General features: G+C 69.2%; 15 protein-coding genes. 11 read left to right on the plus strand and 4 right to left on the minus strand.

The genetic code is table 11. The features are described 5' to 3' along the window. Positions 1-33 precede the first annotated feature (33 nt). Positions 34-366, minus strand: coding sequence for a hypothetical protein (locus ACFY3C_RS24890; protein WP_390772281.1), 333 nt, complete (start codon positions 364-366; stop codon positions 34-36). 245 nt (positions 367-611) lie between these two features. Here ACFY3C_RS24890 and acnA point away from each other — a divergent pair, with 245 nt between their 5' ends. Together acnA and ACFY3C_RS24900 are read left to right on the plus strand one after the other, a co-directional pair. Continuing rightward, positions 612-3,329 (plus strand): aconitate hydratase AcnA, encoded by a 2,718-nt coding sequence (gene acnA / locus ACFY3C_RS24895; protein ID WP_390772282.1) that lies wholly within the window; start codon positions 612-614, stop codon positions 3,327-3,329. Between the two features lie 169 nt (positions 3,330-3,498). Continuing rightward, entirely contained in the window at positions 3,499-4,971 is a 1,473-nt protein-coding gene (locus ACFY3C_RS24900) for an ATP-binding protein (RefSeq protein ID WP_390772283.1), read from the plus strand. Here the strand turns inward: ACFY3C_RS24900 and ACFY3C_RS24905 are convergent. Further along, positions 4,952-7,600 (minus strand): SpoIIE family protein phosphatase, encoded by a 2,649-nt coding sequence (locus ACFY3C_RS24905; RefSeq protein ID WP_390772284.1) that lies wholly within the window; start codon positions 7,598-7,600, stop codon positions 4,952-4,954. The two genes, ACFY3C_RS24900 and ACFY3C_RS24905, sit on opposite strands and share 20 nt — an antisense overlap. Before the next feature lie 490 nt (positions 7,601-8,090). Here ACFY3C_RS24905 and ACFY3C_RS24910 point away from each other — a divergent pair, with 490 nt between their 5' ends. Together ACFY3C_RS24910 and ACFY3C_RS24915 are read left to right on the plus strand one after the other, a co-directional pair. Next, positions 8,091-9,020 carry a lytic polysaccharide monooxygenase gene (locus ACFY3C_RS24910; protein WP_390772285.1) on the plus strand — a complete coding sequence of 310 codons (930 nt, stop codon included), beginning with the start codon at positions 8,091-8,093 and terminating at the stop codon, positions 9,018-9,020. A 340-nt stretch (positions 9,021-9,360) separates the two neighbouring features. Continuing rightward, positions 9,361-12,627: a GH92 family glycosyl hydrolase gene (locus ACFY3C_RS24915; RefSeq protein WP_390772286.1), complete on the plus strand. Its 3,267-nt coding sequence runs from the start codon at positions 9,361-9,363 to the stop codon at positions 12,625-12,627. A gap of 59 nt (positions 12,628-12,686) precedes the next feature. Here ACFY3C_RS24915 and ACFY3C_RS24920 read toward each other — a convergent pair whose 3' ends face one another. Beyond that, on the minus strand, positions 12,687-16,430 hold the full coding sequence (locus ACFY3C_RS24920) for a GH92 family glycosyl hydrolase (protein WP_390772411.1): 3,744 nt from the start codon (positions 16,428-16,430) through the stop codon (positions 12,687-12,689). Positions 16,431-16,843: 413 nt separating this feature from the next. Here ACFY3C_RS24920 and ngcE point away from each other — a divergent pair, with 413 nt between their 5' ends. The 3 genes from ngcE to ACFY3C_RS24935 are packed head-to-tail and all read left to right on the plus strand — an operon-like array spanning position 16,844 to position 20,172. Further along, positions 16,844-18,289: an N-acetylglucosamine/diacetylchitobiose ABC transporter substrate-binding protein gene (gene ngcE / locus ACFY3C_RS24925; protein WP_390772287.1), complete on the plus strand. Its 1,446-nt coding sequence runs from the start codon at positions 16,844-16,846 to the stop codon at positions 18,287-18,289. A gap of 28 nt (positions 18,290-18,317) precedes the next feature. Continuing rightward, the gene (locus tag ACFY3C_RS24930) at positions 18,318-19,244 is read left to right on the plus strand and encodes a carbohydrate ABC transporter permease (protein ID WP_390772288.1); all 927 of its coding nucleotides are present in this window, start codon (positions 18,318-18,320) and stop codon (positions 19,242-19,244) included. A gap of 4 nt (positions 19,245-19,248) precedes the next feature. After that, complete coding sequence (locus ACFY3C_RS24935) at positions 19,249-20,172, plus strand: carbohydrate ABC transporter permease (protein WP_390772289.1); 924 nt, start codon at positions 19,249-19,251, stop codon at positions 20,170-20,172. 9 nt (positions 20,173-20,181) lie between these two features. On the opposite strand, the gene ACFY3C_RS24940 is transcribed toward ACFY3C_RS24935, so the two are convergent. Beyond that, entirely contained in the window at positions 20,182-20,436 is a 255-nt protein-coding gene (locus ACFY3C_RS24940; protein WP_390772290.1) for a hypothetical protein, read from the minus strand. 564 nt (positions 20,437-21,000) lie between these two features. Here ACFY3C_RS24940 and ACFY3C_RS24945 point away from each other — a divergent pair. From ACFY3C_RS24945 to ACFY3C_RS24960, 4 genes are all read left to right on the plus strand, one after another. Beyond that, a complete protein-coding gene (locus ACFY3C_RS24945) occupies positions 21,001-22,212 on the plus strand; it encodes an ROK family transcriptional regulator (RefSeq protein WP_390772291.1) in 1,212 nt (403 codons plus the stop codon). A 134-nt stretch (positions 22,213-22,346) separates the two neighbouring features. Beyond that, entirely contained in the window at positions 22,347-23,450 is a 1,104-nt protein-coding gene (locus ACFY3C_RS24950; RefSeq protein ID WP_386575943.1) for a sugar ABC transporter substrate-binding protein, read from the plus strand. Positions 23,451-23,662: 212 nt separating this feature from the next. Beyond that, on the plus strand, positions 23,663-24,454 hold the full coding sequence (locus ACFY3C_RS24955) for an ATP-binding cassette domain-containing protein (RefSeq protein WP_386575680.1): 792 nt from the start codon (positions 23,663-23,665) through the stop codon (positions 24,452-24,454). Next, positions 24,451-25,758 (plus strand): sugar ABC transporter permease, encoded by a 1,308-nt coding sequence (locus ACFY3C_RS24960; protein ID WP_390772292.1) that lies wholly within the window; start codon positions 24,451-24,453, stop codon positions 25,756-25,758. Before ACFY3C_RS24955 ends, ACFY3C_RS24960 begins: the two co-directional genes overlap by 4 nt. Positions 25,759-25,844: the final 86 nt, after the last annotated feature.

The raw sequence follows: 25,844 nt of genomic DNA on the forward strand, positions 1-25,844 counted from the left end.
GGTACTCGTCCACTGTCCTGGTTTCACCAACAATCACACGTTCGCCGCACACATCCTCGCGTACCCGTGGGCGAAGAACAGTGCCGGCTCGAAGTGGACCGCCGGTACGGGGTCCGTGGCGTGCACCGGCACGGCGGGTGCAACGGTGTAATGGACCCGCTCGACGCCGCCGTACTCGTCGCGCACCTCCAGCACTCCCGACTCCGGGCAGTGCCACACGAACTCCGTGACGTCCTCCTCCAGGGCGTTGGCCAGCGTGCCGGTGCCCCGCCCGTCGTCGAGGAACGCCAGCTCCGACGCCTCCATCACTCCGTAGTCGAAGGGGGAGCTGTCCCAGTGGCCGATCAGTGCGGTATCGAGTGGCATGTGGCGATCTTCGCCCATCGTCCTGTGGTCGACACCACCGAAAAACGGCAGGGCCGGGTCCGGTCGGACATGACCAGCCAGCCCCCATGTACTAGAGTTATCTCGACATCGAGATATCTGCCGAGGCGCACCGCAGCCGCCACCTTGGTAAGGGTTACCTAACTTAGCCTGACCTTAGCGGATCGGCCAAGATGACGTGGCGGCAGGATTGCGGTGGTACGCGCACATCAATGAAGGAGACTGTCGTGTCGGCGAACAGCTTCGACGCCCGCAGCACGCTGCAGGTGGGCGACGAGTCGTACGAGATCTTCCGGCTGGACAAGGTGGAGGGCTCCGCTCGCCTGCCGTACAGCCTCAAGGTCCTGCTGGAGAACCTGCTCCGCACGGAGGACGGCGCGAACATCACCGCCGACCACATCCGCGCCCTCGGCAACTGGGACTCGCAGGCCCAGCCCTCGCAGGAGATCCAGTTCACGCCGGCCCGCGTGATCATGCAGGACTTCACCGGCGTTCCCTGTGTCGTGGACCTCGCGACCATGCGTGAGGCCGTCGCGGCGCTCGGCGGTGACCCGGCGAAGATCAACCCGCTCTCCCCGGCCGAGATGGTCATCGACCACTCCGTCATCGCCGACAAGTTCGGCACGAGCGACGCCTTCAAGCAGAACGTCGAGCTGGAGTACGGTCGCAACCGCGAGCGCTACCAGTTCCTGCGCTGGGGCCAGACCGCGTTCGACGACTTCAAGGTCGTCCCGCCGGGCACCGGCATCGTCCACCAGGTGAACATCGAGCACCTGGCCCGGACCGTTATGGTCCGTAACGGGCAGGCGTACCCCGACACCCTCGTCGGCACCGACTCGCACACCACCATGGTCAACGGCCTCGGCGTCCTCGGCTGGGGCGTCGGCGGCATCGAGGCCGAGGCCGCCATGCTCGGCCAGCCGGTCTCCATGCTGATCCCGCGCGTCGTCGGCTTCAAGCTGACCGGCGAGCTGCCCACCGGCACCACCGCCACCGACCTCGTGCTCACGATCACCGAGATGCTGCGCAAGCACGGTGTCGTCGGCAAGTTCGTCGAGTTCTACGGCGAGGGTGTGTCGGCCACCTCCCTGGCCAACCGCGCCACCATCGGCAACATGTCGCCGGAGTTCGGCTCCACCGCCGCGATCTTCCCGATCGACGACGAGACCATCAAGTACCTGAAGCTGACCGGCCGCTCCGAGCAGCAGCTCGCGCTCGTCGAGGCCTACGCCAAGGAGCAGGGCCTCTGGCTGGACCCGAAGGCCGAGCCGGACTTCTCCGAGAAGCTCGAGCTGGACCTGTCGACGGTCGTCCCGTCCATCGCCGGCCCGAAGCGCCCGCAGGACCGCATCGTCCTCGCCAACGCCGCCCAGCAGTTCACCCAGGACGTCCGCAACTACGTCGACACCGTGGACGAGGCGGGCCAGGAGTCCTTCCCGGCCTCCGACGCCCCGGCCATCCACCCCAACGGCGCCCCGTCGAACCCGGTCACCGTGACCGCCCCCGACGGCACGACCTACACCATCGACCACGGTGCGGTGACGGTCGCGGCCATCACCTCCTGCACCAACACCTCGAACCCGTACGTCATGGTCGCCGCCGCGCTCGTCGCGAAGAAGGCCGTGGAGAAGGGCCTGACCCGCAAGCCGTGGGTCAAGACCACCCTCGCCCCGGGCTCCAAGGTCGTCACCGACTACTTCGACAAGGCGGGCCTGACCCCGTACCTCGACAAGGTCGGCTTCAACCTGGTCGGTTACGGCTGCACCACCTGCATCGGCAACTCCGGCCCGCTGCCGGAGGAGGTCTCCAAGGCCGTCAACGACCACGACCTCGCGGTCACCTCGGTGCTCTCCGGCAACCGGAACTTCGAGGGCCGGATCAACCCCGACGTCAAGATGAACTACCTGGCCTCCCCGCCGCTGGTCGTCGCGTACGCCATCGCGGGCTCCATGAAGGTGGACATCACCAAGGACGCCCTCGGCACCGACCAGGACGGCAACCCGGTCTACCTGACCGACATCTGGCCGACCGAGGCCGAGGTCAACGACGTCGTGGCGAACGCCATCGGCGAGGACATGTTCAGCAAGTCCTACCAGGACGTCTTCGCGGGCGACGCCCAGTGGCAGTCCCTCCCGGTCCCGACCGGCAACACCTTCGAGTGGGACGCCGAGTCCACCTACGTCCGCAAGCCCCCGTACTTCGAGGGCATGACCATGGACCCGGCCCCGGTCGCCGACATCACCGGCGCCCGCGTCCTGGCCAAGCTGGGCGACTCGGTCACCACCGACCACATCTCCCCGGCCGGCGCCATCAAGGCCGACACCCCGGCGGGCAAGTACCTGACCGAGCACGGTGTCGAGCGTCGTGACTTCAACTCCTACGGCTCCCGCCGAGGCAACCACGAGGTCATGATCCGCGGTACGTTCGCCAACATCCGCCTGCGCAACCAGATCGCGCCGGGCACCGAGGGCGGCTACACCCGCGACTTCACCCAGGCCGACGGCCCGGTGTCGTTCATCTACGACGCCTCCCGCAACTACATCGAGCAGGGCATCCCGCTGGTCGTCCTGGCCGGCAAGGAGTACGGCTCCGGCTCGTCCCGCGACTGGGCCGCCAAGGGCACCGCGCTGCTCGGCGTCAAGGCCGTCATCGCCGAGTCGTACGAGCGCATCCACCGCTCGAACCTCATCGGCATGGGCGTCCTGCCGCTGCAGTTCCCGGAGGGCGCCTCCGCCGAGTCCCTCGGCCTGACCGGTGAGGAGACCTTCTCCTTCGCCGGCGTCACCGAGCTGAACAACGGCACCACGCCGCGCACGGTCAAGGTCACCACCGACACCGGTGTCGAGTTCGACGCGGTCGTCCGCATCGACACCCCCGGTGAGGCCGACTACTACCGCAACGGCGGCATCATGCAGTACGTCCTGCGCAACCTGATCCGCAAGTAAGCGGCAGCGCACGGCGGTACAGGGCCGCATCCCCGGTGACGGGGGTGCGGCCCTTCGCCGTGCCCTGACCAGGTACGGCGAAGGGCATCACCAAGGGCGTCACGAAGGTCATCAGCCACCCTCAGACGGAACACAGGCTTCCCCCAGCGAACCGGGACAGGATCGGTACATGAGCCGCCGCCCGTGGGCCCGCTCGCTGCGCACACGCCTGCTGGTCCTCATCACCGTCACCCTCGCGGGTGTGTGCGCCGCGCTCGCCCTCACCACCGTCCTCGCCCAGCGCGCCTATCTCATGGGCACCCTGGACGACCGGGTGAGCGACGCCGCCGAACGCAGCGTGGGCGGAGCCGCACTCCACCCCGAACGCCCCGCCGACCTCGCCTTCCTCGGCGAGGGCGGCCACACCGAGGGGCTGCTCGCCGCCCGGCTGGATGCCGCGGGGCACCTCGTCTCCGCCGCGGTCGTCACCCGGGACGCGGCCCCGCGCACCCTCACCTCCGCCCAGCGCGCCGCCCTCACCGGCATCCGGGCCGACGGCTCGGTGCACACCCGGACGGTGCCCGGACTCGGCACCTACCGCGTCACCGCCCTCGACGCGAGCGGCATCCGCGTCCTCACCGGCCTGCCCATGGACGACGTCCGGGCCACGCTCGGCCGGCTGGTCGAGATCGAGGCGATCGTCGGGGCCGCCGGACTCGCGCTCGCCGGCGGCGTCTGCGCGGTCGTCATCCGCAGGCAGCTGCGCCCGCTCGACCGGGTCGCCGCCACCGCCGTCGAGGTCGCCCGGGTCCCGCTCGGCCACGGACAGGTCAGCGCGCTGCCCCGGGTGCCCGCACGCGACACCGACCCCGGCAGCGAGGCCGGCCAGGTCGGCGCCGCCCTCAACCGGATGATCGACCACGTGGAGGCCTCGCTCGCCGAACGCCGGCGCGGCGAGGAACGCATGCGCCGCTTCGTCGCCGACGCCAGCCACGAACTGCGCACCCCGCTCACCTCCATCGCCGGATACGCGGAGCTGATGAACCGCGTCGCCCCCGACCTCGCATGGCGCAGCGTCCTCGCCGAGTCGGCCCGTATGACGGACCTGGTCGAGGACCTGCTGCTGCTCGCCCGCCTCGACGAGGGACGCCCGCTGCAGACCGCCGAGGTGGACCTCGCCGCCGTGGTCGCCGAGGCCGTGTGGGATGCCCGGGCGGCCGGCGCCGATCACGTCTGGCGGCTCGAACTGCGACCGGACACCCCGGCCTCGGTCGCCGGGGACGCGGCCCGGCTGCACCAGGTGGTGGCCCACCTGCTGGCCAACGCGCGCACGCACACCCCGCCCGGTACGACCGTCACCGCCACCGTCGAGTCCACCGCCGGCCGCCACCTGATCCGCGTCCGCGACGACGGCCCCGGAATCCCGCCCGACCTGCTGCCGACCGTCTTCGAACGCTTCACCCGGGCCGACACCTCACGGTCCCGGGCGCCCGGCTCCCAGGGCGGTTCGGGCCTCGGGCTCGCGATCGCCGCGGGGATCACCGCGGCACACGGCGGCGACATCAGCGTGACCAGCGCCCCGGGCCGGACCGAGTTCACGGTCGAACTCCCCGCGACCGCTCGGCAGCTCCACGTCGAGCCCCTCACTCCTCAAACAGCGTGAAGTCCGGCAGCGCCACCTCGGCCCAGATCACCTTGCCCTGGGGTGTGTACCGGGTGCCCCAGCGCTCGGTCATCTGCGAGACCAGGAACAGGCCCCGGCCGCCCTCGTCGGTGGTCGCGGCGTAGCGCAGATGCGGCGAGGTGCTGCTGCCGTCGGCCACCTCGCAGACCAGCGTGCGGTCACGGATCAGCCGGACATGGATCGGGTCGGAGCCGTAGCGGATGGCGTTGGTGATCAGCTCGCTCAGCACCAGTTCCATGCCGAAGCCCAGCTCGGCCAGGCCCCACTCCTCCAGCTTCTCGGACACGGCGCCACGCATCCCCGAGACGGCGGCCGGGTCGCGCGGCACGTCCCAGTCGGCCACGTTCTCGGGCGGCAGCGCCCGGGTACGCGCGATGAGCAGGGCGACGTCGTCCTTGGGCCGCTCGGGCAGCAGCTCGTCCAGCACCGCCTGGCAGCTGTCCTCCGGCGTCCGGTCGGGGTGCCCCGCCAGCGCCTGGCGCAGCAGCTCCATGCCCACGTCCAGGTCGCGCCTGCGGTCCTCGATGAGCCCGTCGGTATACAGGACGAGCTGGGTGCCCTCGGCCAGCTCCAGCTCGGCCGTCCGGAACGGCATGCCGCCGAGGCCCAGCGGCGGGCCGCCCGGCAGGTCGGGGAAGGAGACGCTGCCGTCGGGGTGGACCAGCGCGGGCGCCAGGTGCCCCGCACGCGACATGACACAGCGGCGCGTCACCGGGTCGTAGATCGCGTACAGACAGGTGGCGCCGACAATGTCCCCGGACGGCTCCGCGCACGCCGACTCGTCCTGGTCGATGCGGCCCACCAGGTCGTCCAGATGGCTGAGCAGCTCGTCGGGCGGCAGGTCGAGCGTGGAGAAGTTGTGCACCGCGGTCCGCAGCCGGCCCATCGTCGCGGCCGCGTGCAGACCGTGCCCGACCACGTCGCCGACGGCCAGCGCCACCCGGCTCCCCGGCAGGGGGATCACATCGAACCAGTCGCCGCTCACGCCCGAATGGGCCGGGAGGTAGCGGGAGCCGACCTCCAGGGCGCTCTGCTCGGGCAGCGCCCGCGGCAGCAGGCTGCGCTGGAGGGTGACCGCCAGGGCGTGCTCGCGGGTGTACCGGCGGGCGTTGTCGATGCTGACGGCGGCCCGGGCCACCAGCTCCTCGGCGAGCGACAGCTCCTCCTCGTCGAAGGCGTCCTGCTTGGACCGCCAGAAGTTGACCACGCCCAGGACGACACCGCCGGCCTTGATCGGGGCGGCGATGAGCGAGTGGATGCCGAAGTCGATGATCTGCCGGGCCCGCTTCGGGTCCTGTGCCTGCCAGCCCAGTGCGGCCGACAGGTCGGTCACCAGCTCGGAGCGGCCGGCGCCATAGCCGCGCGCCTGCGGGGTGGAGGGCAGGAAGTCGATCAACCGGCCCTTCTCGTAGAGCGGGTGGTCGTCCCGGATGCCGTTCACGGCGACGCGCCGCATGTCCGTAGCGGTGGGGGCCGGCTCCTCTCCGTGCAGCACGGGGTCGGCCACGTCCACGGTGACGAAGTCGGCGAAGCGCGGGACGGCGAGCTGCGCCAGCTCCTCGGCCGTACGGACCACGTCGAGGGTGGTGCCGACGCCCAGTCCCGCGTCGTACAGCAGCTCCAGCCGCTCCCGGGCGGCCTCCGCCCTGCCGGACACCGCCTGCAGCTCGGTGGAGTCCCGGAGCGTCACCACGGTTCCCCTGGGGCCTCCCGCGCGGTCCGTCGGCCGCTGGTTGACCGCCAGCAGCCGTCCTTCGGCGAAGTGCACCTCGTCGGTGGCCTCGCGCCCGGAGACCAGCAGCTCCACCATCTCCGGGTCGAGGACCGACAGCTCCCGCACGTTGCGCCCCTCGGCCTCGGGGGGCAGCTCCAGCAGCCGCCTGGCCTCGTCGTTGGCCAGCAGCAGACGCCCGTCCTCGGTGACGATCAGCACGCCTTCCCGCACCGAGTGCAGCACCGTGTCGTGGTGCTCGTACATCCGGGTCATCTCGGCCGGAGCCAGGCTGTGGGTCTGCCGCCGCAGCCGCCTGCCCACCAGGGCCGTCCCGCCGGTCGACACCACGAGTGCTCCGGCCCCGGCGGCCAGGATGATCGGCAGCTGCCGGTTCACCTGGCTGGTCACGTTCTTGACCTTCAGCCCGGCGGAGACGAGGGCGACCACCTTGCCGTGGTCGTCCCTGATCGGCACGGTCGCCTGCACCTCGTGGCCGAGCGGGCCGTGGACGCTCTCGGTGTAGACCTTCCCGGCCAGGGACGGTGCGATCTCGCCCACGAACCGATGGCCGATCTTGCTCGGCAACGGGTGGGTGTAGCGGATCCCCTTGGTGTCCATGACGACGATGAAGTCGACGCCGGCGCTCTTGCGCCCCGCCTCGGTGAGCGGCTGCAGCACCTTCGAGGGTTCGGTGGTCTGCAGGGCCTGGAGGACGCCAGGCGAGTGCGCGAAGGTCTGTGCGACGGCGATGGACCGCCGCTTGGCCTCCGTGCTGGTGTCACGCTCCGACTGCAGGACAAGGGCGATGACGGCGCAGACCACGAGCACCACCACCAGCGCCACCTGGAGGACGAAGACCTGCCCGGCGACGCTACGAGGGCTCTTGCCGACCATCGCACGCCTTGAGAGGTGCCTGAATCGGGCCAAAAGGTCCCACATGCGATATTTCTAGCACCGGCCTCTCCGGGTGACTACGGCTGGTTCGAGCGATGGACATCACATTCCGGCCGGTATGCCGGTCCGTGTGTCGCGGCGCCGACGGCAGACGTTTACACCTGACGCCGTGCGCGCCAGCTTTCACGCACAAGGGGTGGGAGCGCTCCCATAGGTCTGAGGGTCCTGGCGCGGCCCGGGTGGACCGGAACCCGCCCGGATCGCGCGCGGACGCTCCCGCCCTGTCCTCCTACGGTACGACTGAGACCATCAAGAGGTAGTTGCGTCATGTCTGCGACAACCGATGTGAGCCTCCCGAAGCGCCCCGCGATTACCGCGCCTCACCCGAGGCAGAGCCCTCCTCCTGATACTGCTGGCCCTGCTCACCACCCTCCCCGCCGTCGGCCTGAACCTCGCCACCGGCACCCCGGCCTCGGCCCACGGCACCCCCATGAAGCCCGGCAGCCGGACCTTCCTGTGCTGGCAGGACGCGCTCACCGACACCGGGGAGATCAAGGCCGTCAACCCGGCCTGCAAGGCGGCCCAGCAGACGGGCGGTACCACGCCGTTCCACAACTGGTTCTCGGTGCTCCGATCTGACGGCGCCGGCCGCACCCGCGGCTTCGTGCCGGACGGCAAGCTGTGCGGCGGCGGCAACCCCAACTTCACCGGCTTCGACCTGGCCCGCGACGACTGGCCGGTGACCCATCTGACCGCGGGCGCCACGGTCGACTTCTCCTACAACGCCTGGGCGGCGCACCCGGGCTGGTTCCACGTCTACGTCACCAAGGACACCTACGGCCCGACCGAGCCGCTCACCTGGGACGAGATGGAGGACCAGCCGTTCCTGACCGTCGAGCACCCGCCTCTGAACGGCACCCCGGGTACGGTCGAGGCCCACTACTCCTGGACCGGAAAGCTCCCGTCGGACAAGACGGGGCGGCACATCATCTACATGGTCTGGCAGCGCTCGGACAGCACGGAGACCTTCTACTCCTGCTCCGACGTCGTCTTCGACGGCGGCAACGGAGAGGTCACGGGCGTCCACGACCCGGGCAACCCCACCGAACCCCCGCCCGGCACCTGCACCGCGACCCGGCGGACCACCGGCACCTGGCCCGGCGGTCACCAGTCCGAGGTGACGGTCACCAGCAGCGGTGACGTCCCGATGCTCGGCTGGATGGTCGACTGGACGCTGCCCGCCGCGCAGTCGGTGGCCGGCCTCTGGAACGGCAACGCCACCTGCACCGGACAGGACGTGATGGTCCACAACGCCGACTGGAACGGCTCGCTGAGTCCGGGGCAGAGCACGACGTTCGGCTACGTCGTCCAGGGCTCCGGCGGTGACGACTCCATGACCCTTCCCTGTCAGGTCGGTTGAGTCGCTCTGGGCGGACCCGGTGGCCGTGCACACCGGGTCCGCGAGCCGGGCAGGCGAGGGGGTGAGGCCCTGCCCGGGTGGTGCTGGCTTGTGGTGGTGAGGCCGTGGGCGGGCCTCGACCGTGTGGGGCGCGACAACGTTGTCGTATGGTCTGTACATGACTCTACCGCCTCAACCGACAACGATGTCAAGGTACTTGAGGTAGCCCGACCGGGTGATCCAGGCGCGCGCCGGCCGGGGCGTACGCGGTCTTCCGTGTTACCGGTGGCGCACGTTACTGTCCCTGCGGCTTGTGCGACCTGTGGTGCGCGACCCGTCCGTCAGGAGGAAGGGCCGCGCCATGCGATTCCGTCCCACGTCCCTACTGCTGGCCGCGGTGCTCGCGACCGGCGGCGCCACCCCCGCCCTCGCGGCGACCGCAGCTCCCCCCAACCTCGTCAAGGACCCGACCCCGTACGTCGATCCGCTGATCGGCACCAGGAACGGCGGCAACGTCTTCCCGGGCGCCGTCATGCCGTTCGGCATGTTCTCCTTCAGCCCGGAGAACACCAGAGGCGACGCCACCCGCACCGCCGCGCCCGGCGGTTACCAGTACGACGCCACCCGCACCCGCGGCTTCAGCCTGACCCACATGTCCGGCACCGGCTGCGCGGGCGGCAGCGGCGACATCCCGCTCTTCCCGTACGCGGGCGAGGTCACCTCCTCCCCGGCGAGCGACACCAAGGACGCCGTCTACGCAGCGGACTTCCGCCACACCGACGAAACCGCCGAGCCCGGCCACTACAAGGTGGGCCTCGCCTCCGGCGTCACCGCCGACCTCACCGCGACCACCCGCACCGGCTCGGCCCGCTTCACCTACCCGGGGGACAAGCCCGCCTCGCTGCTCGTGCGCACCGCCAACTCCGAGGTGGGCTCGGCGGACTCGACGGTCACCGTCGACCCGGCGACCCGCACCGTCTCCGGCTCCGTCACCTCCGGGAACTTCTGCGGCTACCTCGACCCCGAGGGCCAACGCTCCTACTACACCCTGTACTTCACCGCCCGCTTCGACCGGGCCTTCACGGCCACCGGCACCTGGCAGGACGACAAGCTGAGCCCCGGCTCCCTGCGGGTCTCCGGCGGCACGGGCGGCTTCTCGCACGGGGGCCGGCCGGTCGCGGGCAAGGGCGCCGGGGCGTATGTGCAGTTCGCGCCCGGCACCGGCCCGGTGAACGTCAAGGTCGGCATCTCCTACGTCAGCCGGGCGGGCGCCGAGGCGAACCTCGCCGCGGAGAACCCGCCGGGCCGCTCCTTCGACGCCGTCGCGGACGCGGCGCGGCGGGCCTGGCGCGACCGGCTGGGCGCGGTCCGGGTCGGCGGCGGGACCGACGCCGAACGCACCACCTTCTACACGGCGCTGTACCACTCCCTGCTGCATCCGAACGTCATCAGCGACGCCGACCGCAGATACCGCGGTGCGGACGGCCGGCCGCACACCGTCGACCGCCGCCATCACGCGCAGTACGGCACCTTCTCAGGCTGGGACGTCTACCGCGACCAGGTGCAGCTGCTCACTCTCCTCGATCCGCGCACCGGCTCCGACATCGCCCAGTCGCTGTACGAACTCGCCGGGCAGAACGGCGGGATCTGGGACCGCTGGCTGCACGGCGCGAGCGGCACCCATGTCATGAACGGCGACCCGTCGCCCACCGCTCTGGCCGGCATCCACGCCTTCGGCGGCACCGGCTTCGACCTCAAGGGCGCCCTGGACTCCCTGGTCCGGGCGGCGACCGTACCCACGCAGCAGGACCTGTCCGCGGCGGGCAAGCCGGTGCTGTCGGTGGGCCAGCGTCCGTCGCTCGACAAGTACCTCAAGCTGCACTACATGCCCAGCGTCTCCAACGCCTGGGGCGGCGCCGCCGAGACCCTGGAGATGTCCACCGCCGACTTCTCCCTCGCCCAACTCGCCACGGCGGCAGGGGAGAAGGACACCGCGGCCGTCTTTGCCCGCCGCGCCCAGTGGTGGCAGAACAACTTCAACATCGCGGCGGACCGGAGCGGTGGCTACGTCGCCAACCGCAAGGCCGACGGCAGCTGGGTCACCGGCTTCACCCCCGACACCGGCAACGGCTTCGTGGAGGGCACGGCCGCCCAGTACACCTGGATGGTCCAGCACGACCCGGCGGGCCTGTTCGCGGCGATGGGCGGCAAGGACAAGGCGCTGGCCCGGCTCGACGACTTCTTCCACACCGGCGACGGCGGCTGGGCCTTCACCGGCCAGGGCGGCACCAAGTCCGAGCTGGACAACGAGCCGTCCGTCAACGTGCCCTACCTGTACGACTACGCGGGCGCCCCCTACAAGACGCAGGAGACCGTCCGCGCGGCGATGCGGCAGCTCTGGTCGACCGAGCCCGGCGGCATCCCCGGCAACGACGACCTGGGTGCGATGTCGTCCTGGTACGTCTTCTCCGCGCTCGGCATGTACCCGCAGGTGCCCTCCCGGGCCGAACTCGTCCTCACCTCACCGCTGTTCGAGCGCATCGAGATCGACCGCCCGCAGGGCAACGACATCTCCGTGCACGCGAGCGGGGCGGCGGCCGACGCGCCGTACATCCAGTCCCTGAAGGTCAATGGGCGCTCCGGCGACCGGCCTTGGCTGCCCGCCTCCTTCGTGCGCGACGGCGGGCGCCTCGACTACACCCTCTCCACCACGGCGAACCGCACCTGGGGCGCGGCCTCCCCGCCGCCGTCCTTCCGGGAGGGCGAGCAGCCGTACCAGATCGGCGTCGGCCCCACCGCCGCCACGGTCGCACCCGGTGACCGTACGAAGATCGGCATCCGGGCCCTCGCGCTCGGCGGCGGCACCGGGCCGGAGGTGCGCTTCCGGGTCGAAACCCCCTCCGGTGTCACCGCCACGCCCGCCGAGGGCACGGTCACCGACGGCTCCCAGGAGATCACCCTCACCGCGGCCGGGGACGCCACCCAGGGCTTCTACGCCGTGAAGGTCACGGTGACCTCCGGCGACACCTCCTACGAGCAGCCGGTCTCCCTCACCGTGGCCGCACCGGGCACCCTGCTCGCCGCCTACAACAACACCGGCGTCTCCGACGACGAGGGCGAGCACGACGAGGCCGACTACGACGGCGGCGGCTGGAGCTACTCCCGCCAGGCCCTCGCCGCGGCCGGCCTCACCCCGGGCGGGCAGGGCACGGCCGGCGGCCTGACCTTCACCTGGCCGAACTCGCCCGCGGCCCGCCCCGACAACGCCTCGGCCACCGGCCAGACCATCGAACTCGCCAAGCCCGCGAACAAGCTGTCCTTCATCGGCAGCGCGGTCAACGGCAACCAGCAGACCAAGGCGACCGTCACCTACACCGACGGGACCACCGACACCGTCGACCTCTCCTTCACCGACTGGACCGTCGGCGGCGGAGGCGGCACCGTCCAGTACGGCAACGAGGTCGTCGCCAAGACCGCGTACCGCAACGTCGCGGGCGCCGACAAGGATCCGGTGGCGACGTACGTCTTCGCCACCAAGCCGTTCGCGGCACCGGACGGCAGGACCATCCGGAGCGTCCGGCTCCCTGAGAACACGGACCTGCACGTGTTCACCCTCGCCACCGGCTGAGCGCACACACGACAGGGGGGCGGACCCGAGCGGGCCCGCCCCCCTCTTGCGTGCCGCGGTCAGGCCACCAGCTCCACCTCCGCCAGCGTCGACTCGCCGTCGAGGACCAGGCGGTACTTCGCGTACGAGCCCGGCGTGGCGACGGTGAAGGCCCGGGTCTGGCGGTCCCAGGTGAACGACTCGCCGGAGCGGTGGTCCAGGGTCTTCCAGGCCGTGCCGTCCGTGGAACCCTGCAAGGTCCAGCCGGTCGGCGCCTTGGTGTGGTCGGCCGACGAGGTCAGGGTGTACTGGACGGCCCGGGTGGCGGCGCCCGCCGGCAGGTCCACCGAGGTGACCGTGGCGCTCGTCGCCGACGTGTCGTCGAACAGGGCGCCGTCACCCTTCAGAACGTCCGCGCGGGGCGTCGGCACCTTGTCGTCCTGGGTGATGGACACCGGCGCCGCGTTCTCGCCCGTGCCCCAGGTCGAGGGCTTGGACCCCATGAAGAACTCCAGCACCCCGCCCTTGGCCAGCAGCGAGTGGGGGAGCGAAGTCGACGTCCAGGGGCGGCCGTTGACCTTCAGGCCCTGCACGTACACGTTCCGCGCGCTGTTGCGCGGCGCCTTGATCACCAGGTCCCGGCCGTTCTCCAGGTGCACGGTCGCCTTCGTGAACAGCGGGGAGCCGATGGCGTACTCGCCGCTGCCCATGACCAGCGGGTAGAAGCCCAGCGAGGAGAAGAGGTACCAGGCCGACTGCTCGCCGTTGTCCTCGTCGCCGTGGTAGCCCTGCCCGATCTCGCTGCCGGTGTACAGCCGGGACAGCGCCTCGCGGACGTTCGCTTGCGCCTTCCACGGCTCGGCGGCCGCGTCGTACATGTAGATCACGTGGTGCGCGACCTGGTTGGAGTGGCCGTACATGCCCATCCGGACGTCCCGGGCCTCGGTCATCTCGTGGATGACACCGCCGTAGGAGCCGACGAAGTCGGGCGAGGCGGTCTCCGGGGTGCCGAAGTAGTCGTCGAGCTTCTCCGCGAGGCCGGTGCGGCCGCCGTACAGGTTGGCCAGGCCCCGGCTGTCCTGCGGGGCGGTGAAGGCGTAGCCCCAGCCGTTGGTCTCCGTGTAGTCGTAGCCCCACATGCGCGGGTCGTACTTCGCGGAGTCCATGCGCCAGGCCCCCTTGGCGTCCCGGCCCTGGAAGAAGCCCGCCTTGGGGTCGAAGAGGTTCACGTAGTCCCGGGCGCGGTTGAGGAAGTACTGCGACTCCTCCTGGTAGCGCTTCTCGCCCGTCTTCTTGTAGAGGGCCTCGCCCATCTTCGCGATGCCGTAGTCGTTGACGTAGCCCTCCATCGCCCACGACAGGCCCTCGTGCGTGTCGGTGCTGGTGTAGCCGAGGAACGGCGAGGTGCTCATGCCCTTGCGGCCCACGCCCGAGGACGGCGGAACGACCGTCGCGTTCTTGACCGCCGCGTCGTACGCCGCCTTCGCATCGAAGTGCACGCCCTTGACGTACGCGTCGGCGAACGCCACGTCCGAGGAGGTGCCGGTCATCAGGTCGGCGTAACCGGGGGAGGACCAACGGGAGGTCCAGCCGCCGTCCTTGTACTGCTGCACGAACCCGTCGACCATCTCGCCCGCCTGGGACGGCGTCAGGAAGGAGTACGCCGGCCAGGTGGTCCGGTAGGTGTCCCAGAAGCCGTTGTTGACGTACACCTTGCCGTCGACGATCTTCGCGCCGGTGTGCGTCGGGGTGTCCGGACCCGGCATGGGGGAGAAGGGCGAGGCGTACTGGTCCTTGCCGCCGACCTTCTCGAAGCCGGAGTTCGGGTACAGGTACAGCCGGTACATGCTGGAGTACAGCGTGGTCAGCTGGTCCGGGGTCGCGCCCTCCACCTCGACCTTGCCGAGCAGCCCGTCCCAGGCCCGCTGGGCCTGCTTCTTCACCGTGTCGAAGGACGTGCCGTCCGGGATCTCCTGGCGCAGGTTGTCCTTCGCCTGGTCGACGCTGATCAGGGAGGTGGCCAGGCGCAGGGTGACCGTGCGGTCGGCGCCCGCGTCGAAGCGCAGATAGCCCTTGACCCCGGTGGCGGAGCCGTCCGTCACCGGCTTGTCGAACACGCCGTACACGAACAGCCGGGTGGCGCCTGTGGAGAGGCCCGACTTCACGTCCGAGTAGCCGGTGACGATCCCGTGTTCCTTGTCCAGGGTCAGGCCCGCCTGCTCGGTGACGTTGTCGAACAGCACGCTCGCGTCGTCGCCCGGGTAGGTGAAGCGCAGCGCGGCCGCGTGGTCGGTCGGCGTTATCTCCGCCTTCAGGCCGTTCTCGAACCTGACGCCGTAGTAGTAGGGCCGCGCGGTCTCGTTCTCGTGCCGGAAGGCCAGCTCCCGTGTCTCACGGTCGGTGTCCGGGGTGCCGGGCACGGCGGACGGCATCAGCTGGAAGGTCTGCCGGTCGCCCATCCACGGGCTCGGTTCATGGCTCGCGCTGAAGGCCTGGATCGTCGGCAGGTTGTCGTCGTTGTTCGCACGTGCGTACTCGTACAGCCAGCTCAGCGAAGACGCGTTGGTCACCGGCGTCCAGAAGTTGAAGCCGTGCGGGAGGGCCGTGGCCGGGAAGTCGTTTCCGCGCGAGAAGCTGCCGCTGGAGTTGGTGCCACGCGTGGTCAGCGCGTAGTCCGACAGATGCGCCTTCGGCTTCTCGGGAGCCACCGGCCTGAGCGCCAGGTCGTCTATCCAGCCCCGGAACTTCGCCGGGCCGCCCGGGGAGTCGTAGGCCACCAGGATCCGGTCGACGGTCTTGCCGGCCGCCACCGAGCCGATCCGCGAGAGCACGTTGTTCCACTGGTTGACGTAGAGCACCTTCGCCGCGCCCTGCCCGCGCGGCGACAGCGGGAAGCCGTGCTGGTCCCGCGCGCCCAGGTCGCTCAGATAGGTGCCGTCGGTGAAGGCCAGGTCCACGGAGACATGGGTGGCGTCGTAGTCGCGGTCGCCGTCGGCCATCGACGGGAAGATGCGGTACGACAGCTGTGTGTCGGCGCCGACCTTCACGTTCACGTCGAAGACCTTGTTGTACGAGTACGCCCGGCCGGCCGCCGTGTGCCGCCCGGCGTAGCGCAGAGCCCGTTTGCCGGTGAAGCCGGCCCGGGCCTTGGCCGTGGGCGAGCCGCTCGGGCCCTTGTCGACCAGCGACAGCATGTCCTGCGGCACCGGGCCGCCCCCGCCGCCGGTCGAGAACTGCATGTCGGCGAGCTGCAGGATGTCCGAGGCGCCGTTGTTCTTCGTCACGTCGAGCCGGAAGAACTGGTACTCGCCCGGCTCGGCCAGGTCGTACGACTTCGTCTGGAAGCGCTCCGAGAAGGACTCGCCGGAGCGGGTGTCGATCGTCTTCCAGTCCCTGCCGTCCGTCGAGCCCCTGAGCGTCCAGTCCTTCGGGTCGCGCTCGTCGAAGTCGTTGGCGGAGGTGAGCGCGTACGTCACCAACTTGATGGGCTTGTCCAGGTCGAACTCGACCCAGCCGGTGGGCTGGAAGGTCAGCCACTTGGTGCCGGGCTCGCCGTCGACGAGGTTCTCCTTCACCTCGCCGGCGCCCTCGTTCTCGCCGCTGGCCCGGACCTCGGTCACATGGTCGGTGACATTGCCCGGAATGCCCGTGCTGTAGCCGCCGTCCACGCCCGCGGAGCGCTTGCTTCCGTCCGGCGTCGTGTCGACGGTGTTCAGCCAGTCCGGCGCCGGGTCACCGGCCTCGAACGAGGATGCGAACTCCCGGTCGGCGGCCGCGGCTCTGGCCGGCTGGGCGACCGCGGCGCCCTGCGCGCCGACGGCCATGACAAAGGCGGCCGTGAGGACGACCGCCGGACCGTATCTGTGCCGAGTTCTCCGCTGCCTCTTGCGCTGCATCTACGGATTCCCCTCCTGCGCCCGCTCTGGACAACGTTGTCAACTTAGATGCGCAGGAACCAGTAGGTGGTCAAGTGGCCCTTGATGTCAAGGGTGTTGGGTGTGGCATTCAGGGGCCCATGTCGCCGGTTTTTCGGCCACGGCACGCACAGGTCGCTCATATTTCCGAGAGGTCTCAACTCGGAAAAGACCCATCGCCAACCTTGCATTCGATCTTGCTCCGCTGGCGGGAAGTGGACTATACCTGTCGGCGTTTCCCGCATGACCCTGCACTACCCGACAGCGGTGCCGGGGAGGATCCGGTTCACCGCCTGAGTCCTGGAGAAGGCGAGGACTTGAGCATGGGATCCACTGCGCACCACGGTGGCGAGGGCGTCGGCCGCCGCGACCTGATCAAGCGTTCGGCCGCACTCGGTCTGGTGGCGGCCCCCGGAATGGGTCTGCTGTCCGCCTGCGCGAGCAGCGGCGGCGACGGCCAGGACAAGGCGAAGGCGGGCAAGAAGACCGCGAAGAACCCGCTCGGCGTCAACGAGTCGGCGAAGATGGAATTCGTCCTGTTCGACGGCGGCTTCGGCAAGGAGTACGCCCAGGACGCCGTGAAGATCTACCAGAAGGACTTCCCCAAGGCGACGGTGAAGTTCTCCGCCACCCAGAAGATCCAGTCCACCCTGCAGCCCCGCTTCAACCAGGGCAACCCGCCGGACCTCATCGACAACTCCGGCGCCGAGCAGATGGACATGGGCGTCCTCGTCGGCAAGAACCAGCTGGCGGACCTCACCCCGCTGCTGGACGCGCCGTCGTACGACGACCCGAGCAAGAAGGTCCGCGACACGCTGCGCCCCGGCATCGTGGAGATGGGGCAGTTCGACGGCAAGCCGGTCTGGATCCTGTACTACGCCTACACGGTCTACGGCGTCTGGTACTCGCAGAAGGCGCTGGACTCCCTCGATGCGGAGTACCCCGAGACCTGGGACCAGATGCTCGCCGTGTGCGAGAAGGCCAAGAAGAAGGGCATGGCGGGCTGGACGTACGCGGGCAAGTACCCGTACTACCTCCCCTTCTCGCTGTACCCGATGATCGGTAAGGTCGGCGGCCGCGAGGTGCTCGACGCCATCGACAACCTGGAGCCGAACGCCTGGAAGCACCCGGCGGTCAAGGCGTGCTTCGAGGCCTACTACGAGCTCTACAAGAAGGGCTACATCCTCAAGGGCACCCCGGGCCTGGACCACATCCAGTCGCAGACCGCCTGGGCCAAGGGCAAGGCGCTGTTCATCCCGAACGGCTCCTGGGTGGAGAACGAGTCGGCCAACGTCATCCCGGCCGACTTCAACCTCGCGGTCTCCGCGCCCACCGGCATCGACGGTTCGGACAAGATGCCGTTCGGCACCATCTGGGCCTCCGGCGGTGAGCCCTTCGTCGTGCCGGCCAAGGCGGCCAACGCCGAGGGCGGCATGGAGCAGCTGCGCATCATGCTCTCCGAGGCGTCCTCGAAGAACTTCACCGCCAAGGTGAAGTCGCTGACCGCGTACAACGGCGGCACCAGCGGCATCAGCCTCACCCCGGGTCTGAAGTCGGGTGTGGCGGCGCTGGAAAAGGCCGGATCCAACGTGGTGAACCCGCGGCTGCAGGACTGGTACGTGCAGCTGCAGAAGGAGAAGATCGGTGTGGCCGGTCTCGGCGAGATGATGGCCGGCCGGCTCACCCCGGCCGAGGCCATCAAGAAGATCCAGGGCTTTGCCGACGAGGCGGCCAAGGACACCTCCATCAAGCACTACAAGCACCAGTAACCAGCACCTTTACCGCACCGGAGTGGCGATGCAGCACGGCAAGTACCGGTTCATCGTGGGGTTTCTGGCAGCGCCCCTGGGACTGTACGCGCTATTCGTGGTGTGGCCGTTCATCCAGTCCATCTACTACTCGTTCACGGACTGGACCGGCCTCAGCCCCGAATTCAAGATGGTCGGCTTCGACAACTACAAGAGGATGTTCCACGACGACATCTTCTGGAAGTCGTTGCAGCACAGTCTGCTCTTCGCCCTGGTGCTGCCACTGGTGACACTCGGTCTGGCGCTGTTCTTCGCCTTCATGATCAATGTGGGCGGACGGCGGAGAAGGGGCGGCCCCGTGATCTCGGGTGTCCGGGGCTCGTCCTTCTACAAGATCGTCTACTTCTTCCCGCAGGTCCTGTCGATCGCGATCGTGTCGCTGCTGTTCGCCTTCGCGTACAACCCGGACAGCGGCGCGATCAACTCACTCCTGCGCGGCATCGGCCTCGACAGCGTTCAGCCGCTGTGGCTCGGCGACCCGAGCCTCGCACTGTGGTGCGTGATGGCGGTGCTCGTGTGGTCCACGGTCGGCTTCTTCGTGGTCCTGTTCTCGGCGGGCATGGCGTCGATCCCGGCCGAGCTGTACGAGGCGGCGCTGCTGGACGGCGCGAGCCGCTCCACCACGTTCTTCCGCGTCACCCTGCCGCTGCTGTGGGACACGGTGCAGTCCGGCTGGGTCTACATGGGCATTCTCGCGCTCGGCGCCGAGTCGTTCGCGGTCGTACAGATCATGACGACCGGGCCGGGCGGTCCCGACTACTCGACCACCGTGATGGTCCTGTACGTGTACCAGAAGGCGTTCCGGGACGGTCAGGCCGCCTACGCCACCACCATCGGCGTCGCCCTGCTCGTCGTCACGCTCGCGTTCGCCGCGATCGTGATGCGGCTGGGCCGTCGCGAGCGGCTGGAGTACTGAAGCGATGAAGACGACCGAGACCTCCGCTCCGCTGCCGGCCGAGTCCGGTGCGACCGTCTCCAAGGTCGACGTGCCGCCGGCGAAGCCGGCCGCCGAGAAGAAAGAGGGCAGCGTCCTCAACGTCTTCTCCCACGGCATCCTGATCCTGTGGGCGATCATGGTGGTCATGCCGCTGCTGTGGGCGGTGATGACGTCCTTCAAGGACGACAGCGCCATCTTCGGCTCGCCCTGGTCCCTGCCGACCAAGCTGCACTTCGACAACTGGTCGCGCGCCTGGACCCAGGCCAACATGAGCGACTACTTCCTGAACACCATCCTGGTGGTCGGCGGCTCGCTGATCGGCACCCTGGTGCTCGGCTCGATGGCGGCCTACGTACTGGCCCGTTTCGACTTCCCCGGGAACCGCTTCATCTACTTCCTCTTCATCGGCGGCATGAGCTTCCCGATCATGCTGGCGCTGGTCCCGCTGTTCTACGTGGTGAACAACATGGGGCTGCTGAACACGATCCACGGCCTGATCCTGGTCTACATCGCGTACTCGCTGCCGTTCACGGTGTTCTTCCTGACCGCCTTCTTCCGCACGCTGCCGACCTCGGTGGCAGAGGCGGCCTTCGTCGACGGCGCCTCGCACACGCGTACGTTCTTCCAGATCATGCTGCCGATGGCCAAGCCGGGCCTGATCAGCGTGGGCATCTTCAACTTCCTGGGCCAGTGGAACCAGTACATGCTCCCGACGGTCCTCAACACCGACCCCGACAAGCGCGTCCTCACCCAGGGCCTGGTCCAGCTGGCGGTCAGCCAGGGCTACAAGGGCGACTGGTCCGGCCTCTTCGCGGGTCTGGTCATGGCGATGCTGCCCGTCCTGGCGGCCTACATCGTCTTCCAGCGCCAGGTGGTCGCGGGCCTGACCGCCGGCGCGCTGAAGTAGGAAGCGCCCTCACGAGCGGGCCCAGCTCAGCTGGGCCTCACTCAGCGGGGGAGTGAAGCCGTCCGGAAACATCAGCATGCGCGGATCCGGCCACAGGTTCTCGGGCCCGTGCTCCGCGCAGTGCAGCTCGATCAGATGGGCTCCTTCCCCGCAGGCCTCGTGCAGGTAGGGCCGCCCGTGCGCCCGGCAGACGTACCAGACCCTCACACAGTCGTCCTCGTCATCCGGCTCGTAGAACCCGGGATCACGAACGATCACGGTCACCGGTTCCTGCCGGTTGAACCGGGGGATGGGCCGCGGGTCGCACCACAACAGTCGCTCCGGAAGCACCGTCCCATCCCGCCGCACACCCGGTCCACCCGGCTCCTGTGGCCTCGCCGCCTGGCGGCCTCCCGCCCCCCCCGCAGCCGACGCCCGCCGCCCCGCTGAGGCGCCTGTGGACCGAATTCGGGCACAGCAGTGCTTCGCAGTCGCGACTCGCCCGGGGTCTGACCGGCTTCGGTCACGGCACAGTCACGGACCGCCCCCGGATTCTGCGGCCGAACGACCTGCCGATTCCCTTGAGGCGTCCGAGTGGTGTGCCTCGCACCCCGTCCCCCAACCCCGTGCGGGTCGCCTTTCGCCCTGCTCAGGGTGGCATTCATGTGTCCGTGAGGTGTCCGGGGCGGACCACGGAAGTGACAGCGATTTCCGTCAAGTACTTGACTGCGGTAACCCATACAGCCGAGCTTGGAGTTCATAACTTGTAAGTGGCCCGGTTCCGCAGATGTGACCTGGGCCACGGGCGGCACAGGAGCCGCCCGGCCGATGGCGGGAGTGGATGGGTCGATGGAGACTCCGGGGTCGCAGTCGTCGCTGCACCGAGCCAACCTGGAACGAGTCGTACGGGCAGTGCGGCTGGCCGGGTCGCTCACGCAGGCGGAGATCGCACGGACGACCGGCCTGTCCGCCGCGACGGTCTCCAACATCGTGCGGGAGCTGAAGGACGGCGGGACGGTCGAGGTCACGCCCACGTCGGCGGGCGGGCGACGGGCCCGCAGCGTGTCGCTGAGCGGGGACGCCGGCATCGTGATCGGCGTCGACTTCGGGCATACGCACCTGCGCGTTGCGATCGGGAACCTCGCGCACCAGGTACTGGCCGAGGAGTCCGAGCCGCTGGACGTCGACGCCTCCGCGACCCAGGGCTTCGACCGGGCGGAAGAGCTGGTCAACCGCCTGATCGCGGCAACCGGCGTGGACCGGACCAAGGTGGCCGGAGTGGGGCTGGGCGTGCCCGGCCCGATCGACGTCGAATCGGGGACCCTGGGGTCCACCGCGATCCTGCCCGGCTGGGGCGGCACCAAGCCCGCCGAGGAGATGCGCGAGCGCCTCGGCGTGCCCGTGCACGTGGACAACGACGCCAACCTCGGCGCCCTGGGCGAGCTGGTCTGGGGCAGCGGCAAGGGCGTGCGTGATCTTGCCTACATCAAGGTCGCGAGCGGTGTCGGCGCCGGCCTGGTGATCAACGGGAAGATCTATCGCGGCCCGGGTGGCACCGCCGGTGAAATCGGACATATTACACTCGATGAATCCGGCCCGGTCTGCCGCTGCGGCAACCGCGGCTGCCTGGAGACCTTCGCGGCCGCGCGGTACGTGCTCCCGCTGCTCCAGTCCAGTCACGGCACCGATCTGACCATGGAAGGCGTCGTACGGCTGGCCAGGGACGGAGACCCGGGCTGTCGTCGGGTGATCGCCGACGTCGGCCGCCACATCGGCAGTGGAGTGGCCAATCTCTGCAACCTTCTGAACCCGAGCCGGGTGGTCCTCGGCGGTGATCTCGCCGAGGCCGGAGAACTCGTTCTCGGGCCCATCAGGGAGTCTGTCGGCCGCTATGCCATCCCCAGTGCGGCGCGCCAACTGTCCGTTCTCCCGGGGGCACTTGGAGGCCGTGCGGAGGTGCTCGGAGCGCTCGCTCTCGCGCTCAGCGAGATGGGCGATTCGACCCTTTTGGACGGTTCTGTGGTCGGCTCGCTGTCCGCGGCCACGCCTGCCTTCACTTAGAGAACGGATGGCACCGTTGCCATCTCGTTAAGGATTTACTTCTTGACGTCGCACGTGTGGCCGAGTTGACTTCCAGCCACCTCGGCCGCAACGACGCGGCCTCGTCAGGGAGGTTTCAAAGAGTGAACATGCGTATGCGTCGTGCGGCCTTCGCCGTTGCTGCTGGTGCCATGGCCGTCTCGCTGGCCGCCTGTGGCAGCGCCAAGGAGTCCAAGGGCAGCGACAGCTCTTCCTCGGCGTCCGCCAAGAAGGGCGACAACATCAAGGTCGGTCTCCTGCTTCCGGAGAACAAGACCGCCCGCTACGAGAAGTTCGACAAGCCGCTGATCGAGAAGAAGATCAAGGAGCTGACGAACGGCAAGGCGGAGTTCCAGTACAACAACGCCCGCCAGGACGCGAACCTGCAGGCGCAGCAGGTCGACACCATGGTCACCAACAAGGTGGACGTCCTGATCCTGGACGCGGTGGACGCCAAGGCGATCCAGAACTCCGTCCAGAAGGCCGTGGACGCCGGCATCAAGGTCGTCGCGTACGACCGCCTCGCCGAGGGCCCGATCAGCGCCTACACCTCGTTCGACAACGAGGAGGTCGGCAAGACCCAGGGCGAGGCCCTGCTGAAGGCGCTGGGCAGCAAGGCCACCAAGTCCTCCAAGATCGTCATGGTCAACGGCTCGGTGACCGACCCGAACGCCGCCATGTTCAAGAAGGGCGCGCACTCCGTCCTCGACGGCAAGGTCACCATCGCCAAGGAGTACGACACCAAGGAGTGGTCGCCGGACAACGCCAACTCCGAGATGGAGTCGGCGATCTCCGCGGTCGGCAAGGGCAAGATCGCGGGTGTCTACTCCGCGAACGACGGCATGGCCGGCGGTATCATCACCGCCCTGAAGGCCGCGGGCCTCTCCGTCCCGGTCACCGGCCAGGACGCCGAGCTGGCCGGTGTGCAGCGCATCGTCGCCGGTGAGCAGTACATGAGCGTCTACAAGCCGTACGCCCCCGAGGCCGACGCCGCCGCCGAGATGGCCGTCGCGCTCGCCCAGGGCAAGTCGCTCGACTCGGTCGCCAAGGACAAGGTCTCCTCCGGCTCCGCCAAGGACGTCCCGTCGGTCCTGGTCCCGGTCACCTCGCTGACCAAGGACAACATCAAGGACACCGTCATCAAGGACGGCGTCTACACGGCCGCCGACATCTGCACGGGCAAGTACAAGGCCGACTGCACCAAGCTCGGCATCAACTAAGCAGTCCCCAAGTCCCCTCCCGGTCACGGGCATTCGCACCCCGAACGCCCGTCCGGGACCGGACGGACTGCCCAAGGCCCCTCCGGTGCCCCGCGCATCAGACAGCCCCGCAAGCTCGGCGCGGGGCGCCGGACGGAACTCCCGCAGGGTTGCTCCCAACCCACCCACCCAGATTTCTGCACAACCTCCCGCCGGGTCAGGCGGCGAAGGAGATGGTTCACGTGTCCGCTACGCCCGTGCTGGCGTTGCGCGGGGTCTCCAAGCGGTTCGGTGCCGTTCAGGCGCTCACCGACGTAGAGCTTGAGATCCACGCCGGTGAGGTGGTCGCCCTCGTGGGCGACAACGGTGCCGGAAAGTCCACGCTGGTCAAGACGATCGCCGGCGTGCACCCCATCGATGAGGGCGTCATCGAATGGGACGGCAAGGCTGTTTCGATCAGCAGGCCGCACGACGCCCAGGCCCTGGGCATCGCGACGGTGTACCAGGACCTCGCGCTGTGCGACAACATCGACGTCGTCGGCAACCTGTTCCTCGGCCGCGAGCTGCGGAAGTGGGGCGTCCTCGACGAGGTCGAGATGGAGCGCCGCTCGCGCGAGCTGCTCACCACGCTGTCGATCCGCATCCCGAGCGTCCGCATCCCGATCGCCTCGCTCTCCGGCGGTCAGCGCCAGACCGTGGCCATCGCCCGTTCGATGCTCGGCGACCCCAAGCTGGTCATCCTGGACGAGCCCACCGCCGCCCTCGGTGTCGAGCAGACCGCCCAGGTTCTCGACCTCGTGGAGCGTCTGCGCGAGCGCGGTCACGCCGTCATCCTCATCAGCCACAACATGGCGGACGTGAAGGCGGTGGCCGACAAGGTCGCCGTTCTGCGCCTCGGCCGCAACAACGGCGTCTTCGAGGTCAAGTCGACCTCGCAGGAGGAGATCATCTCCGCCATCACCGGCGCCACCGACAACGCCGTGACCCGCCGTGCGGCGCGCACGTCCGGGGAGGTTTCCAAGTGAGCATCGACAAGACTTCCGCGAACGTCGACGAGGCTCCCGAGGCCCCCAAGGACGTCGTGAACCCCGAGGCCGCGGCCGCCGCGGTCACCGCGGTCGACCCGCGCCTGCTGGTGCGCGAGCAGGGCCTGCTCGGCTACTGGACCGAGTTCAAGCGCAAGATGAAGGCCGGTGAGCTGGGTTCCCTCCCGGTCGTCCTGGGCCTCGCGATCATCTGCATCATCTTCCAGGTCCTGAACTCCGAGTTCCTCTCGGCGCAGAACATCAGCAACATCACGGTCACGATGGTCGGCACGGGCATGATCTCCGTGGGCATCGTCTTCGTGCTGCTGCTCGGTGAGATCGACCTGTCGGTCGGCTCGGTCAGCGGCGCGGCCAGCGCCCTCGCGGCCGTCCTCACGGTCAACCAGGGCTGGCCCGAGTGGCTCGCCGTGCTCGTCGCCATCGCCGTCGGTGCCGCCATCGGCTCGCTGCACGGCTTCTTCTTCGCGGTGCTCGGCGCGCCCGCCTTCGCCGTGACCCTGGCCGGTCTGCTGTTCTGGCTCGGCTTCATGCTCAAGGTGCTGGGCGAGGACGGCACGATCAACCTCGACAGCGACGGTCTGATCGGCAAGCTGACCACGTACACCTTCACGGACGTGGCCGCCGCCTACGGGCTCGCGGTCGTCGTGGTGGCGCTGTTCTTCATCAGCTCCTTCCTCGGCAACCGCCGCCGGGAGGCCGCGGGCGTCCCGTCCCGGCCGCTCAGCGACACGGTCCTGCGCACGGTCCTGCTGGCCGTGGTCTCCTTCGCCGGCGCCTACATGTACAACCAGTACAAGGGCCTGCCGCTGGCCACCGTGATCTTCCTCGCGTTCCTGGTCGCCACCGACTTCGTCCTGCGGCGCACCGCCTACGGTCGCAAGATCTTCGCGCTCGGTGGCAGCGTCGAGGCCTCGCGGCGTGCGGGTATCAACGTCACCGCGGTGCGGATCTCCGTGTTCGCCATCTCCGGTGGGTTCGCGGCGATCGGCGGCCTCTTCCTGGCCTCGAAGATCGCCTCCGCCAACCAGAGCGCCGGTACGGGTGACCTGCTGATGAACGCGATCGCCGCGGCCGTCATCGGTGGTACGTCGCTCTTCGGCGGCCGGGGTCGTACCTGGAACGCCCTGCTCGGTGTGCTGGTGATCGTGTCGATCCAGTACGGTCTCCAGCTGGAGTCCATCGCGGAGCCGGTGAAGTACATGATCACCGCCGCGGTGCTGCTGACCACCGTGGTCATCGACTCCATCACCCGGAAGACGCAGAAGACCGCGGGTCGCGCGTAGCGCCCCTTAGGGTTGGACAGTTGCCCGGTGCCTCAAAGGTGCCGGGCACTGTCGTGTCCCGCAAAGCCGGAACATTAGACTCGTCA

The sequence above is a fragment of the Streptomyces sp. NPDC001410 genome (genome assembly GCF_042895235.1).
In the GTDB taxonomy this organism is placed as follows: domain Bacteria; phylum Actinomycetota; class Actinomycetes; order Streptomycetales; family Streptomycetaceae; genus Streptomyces.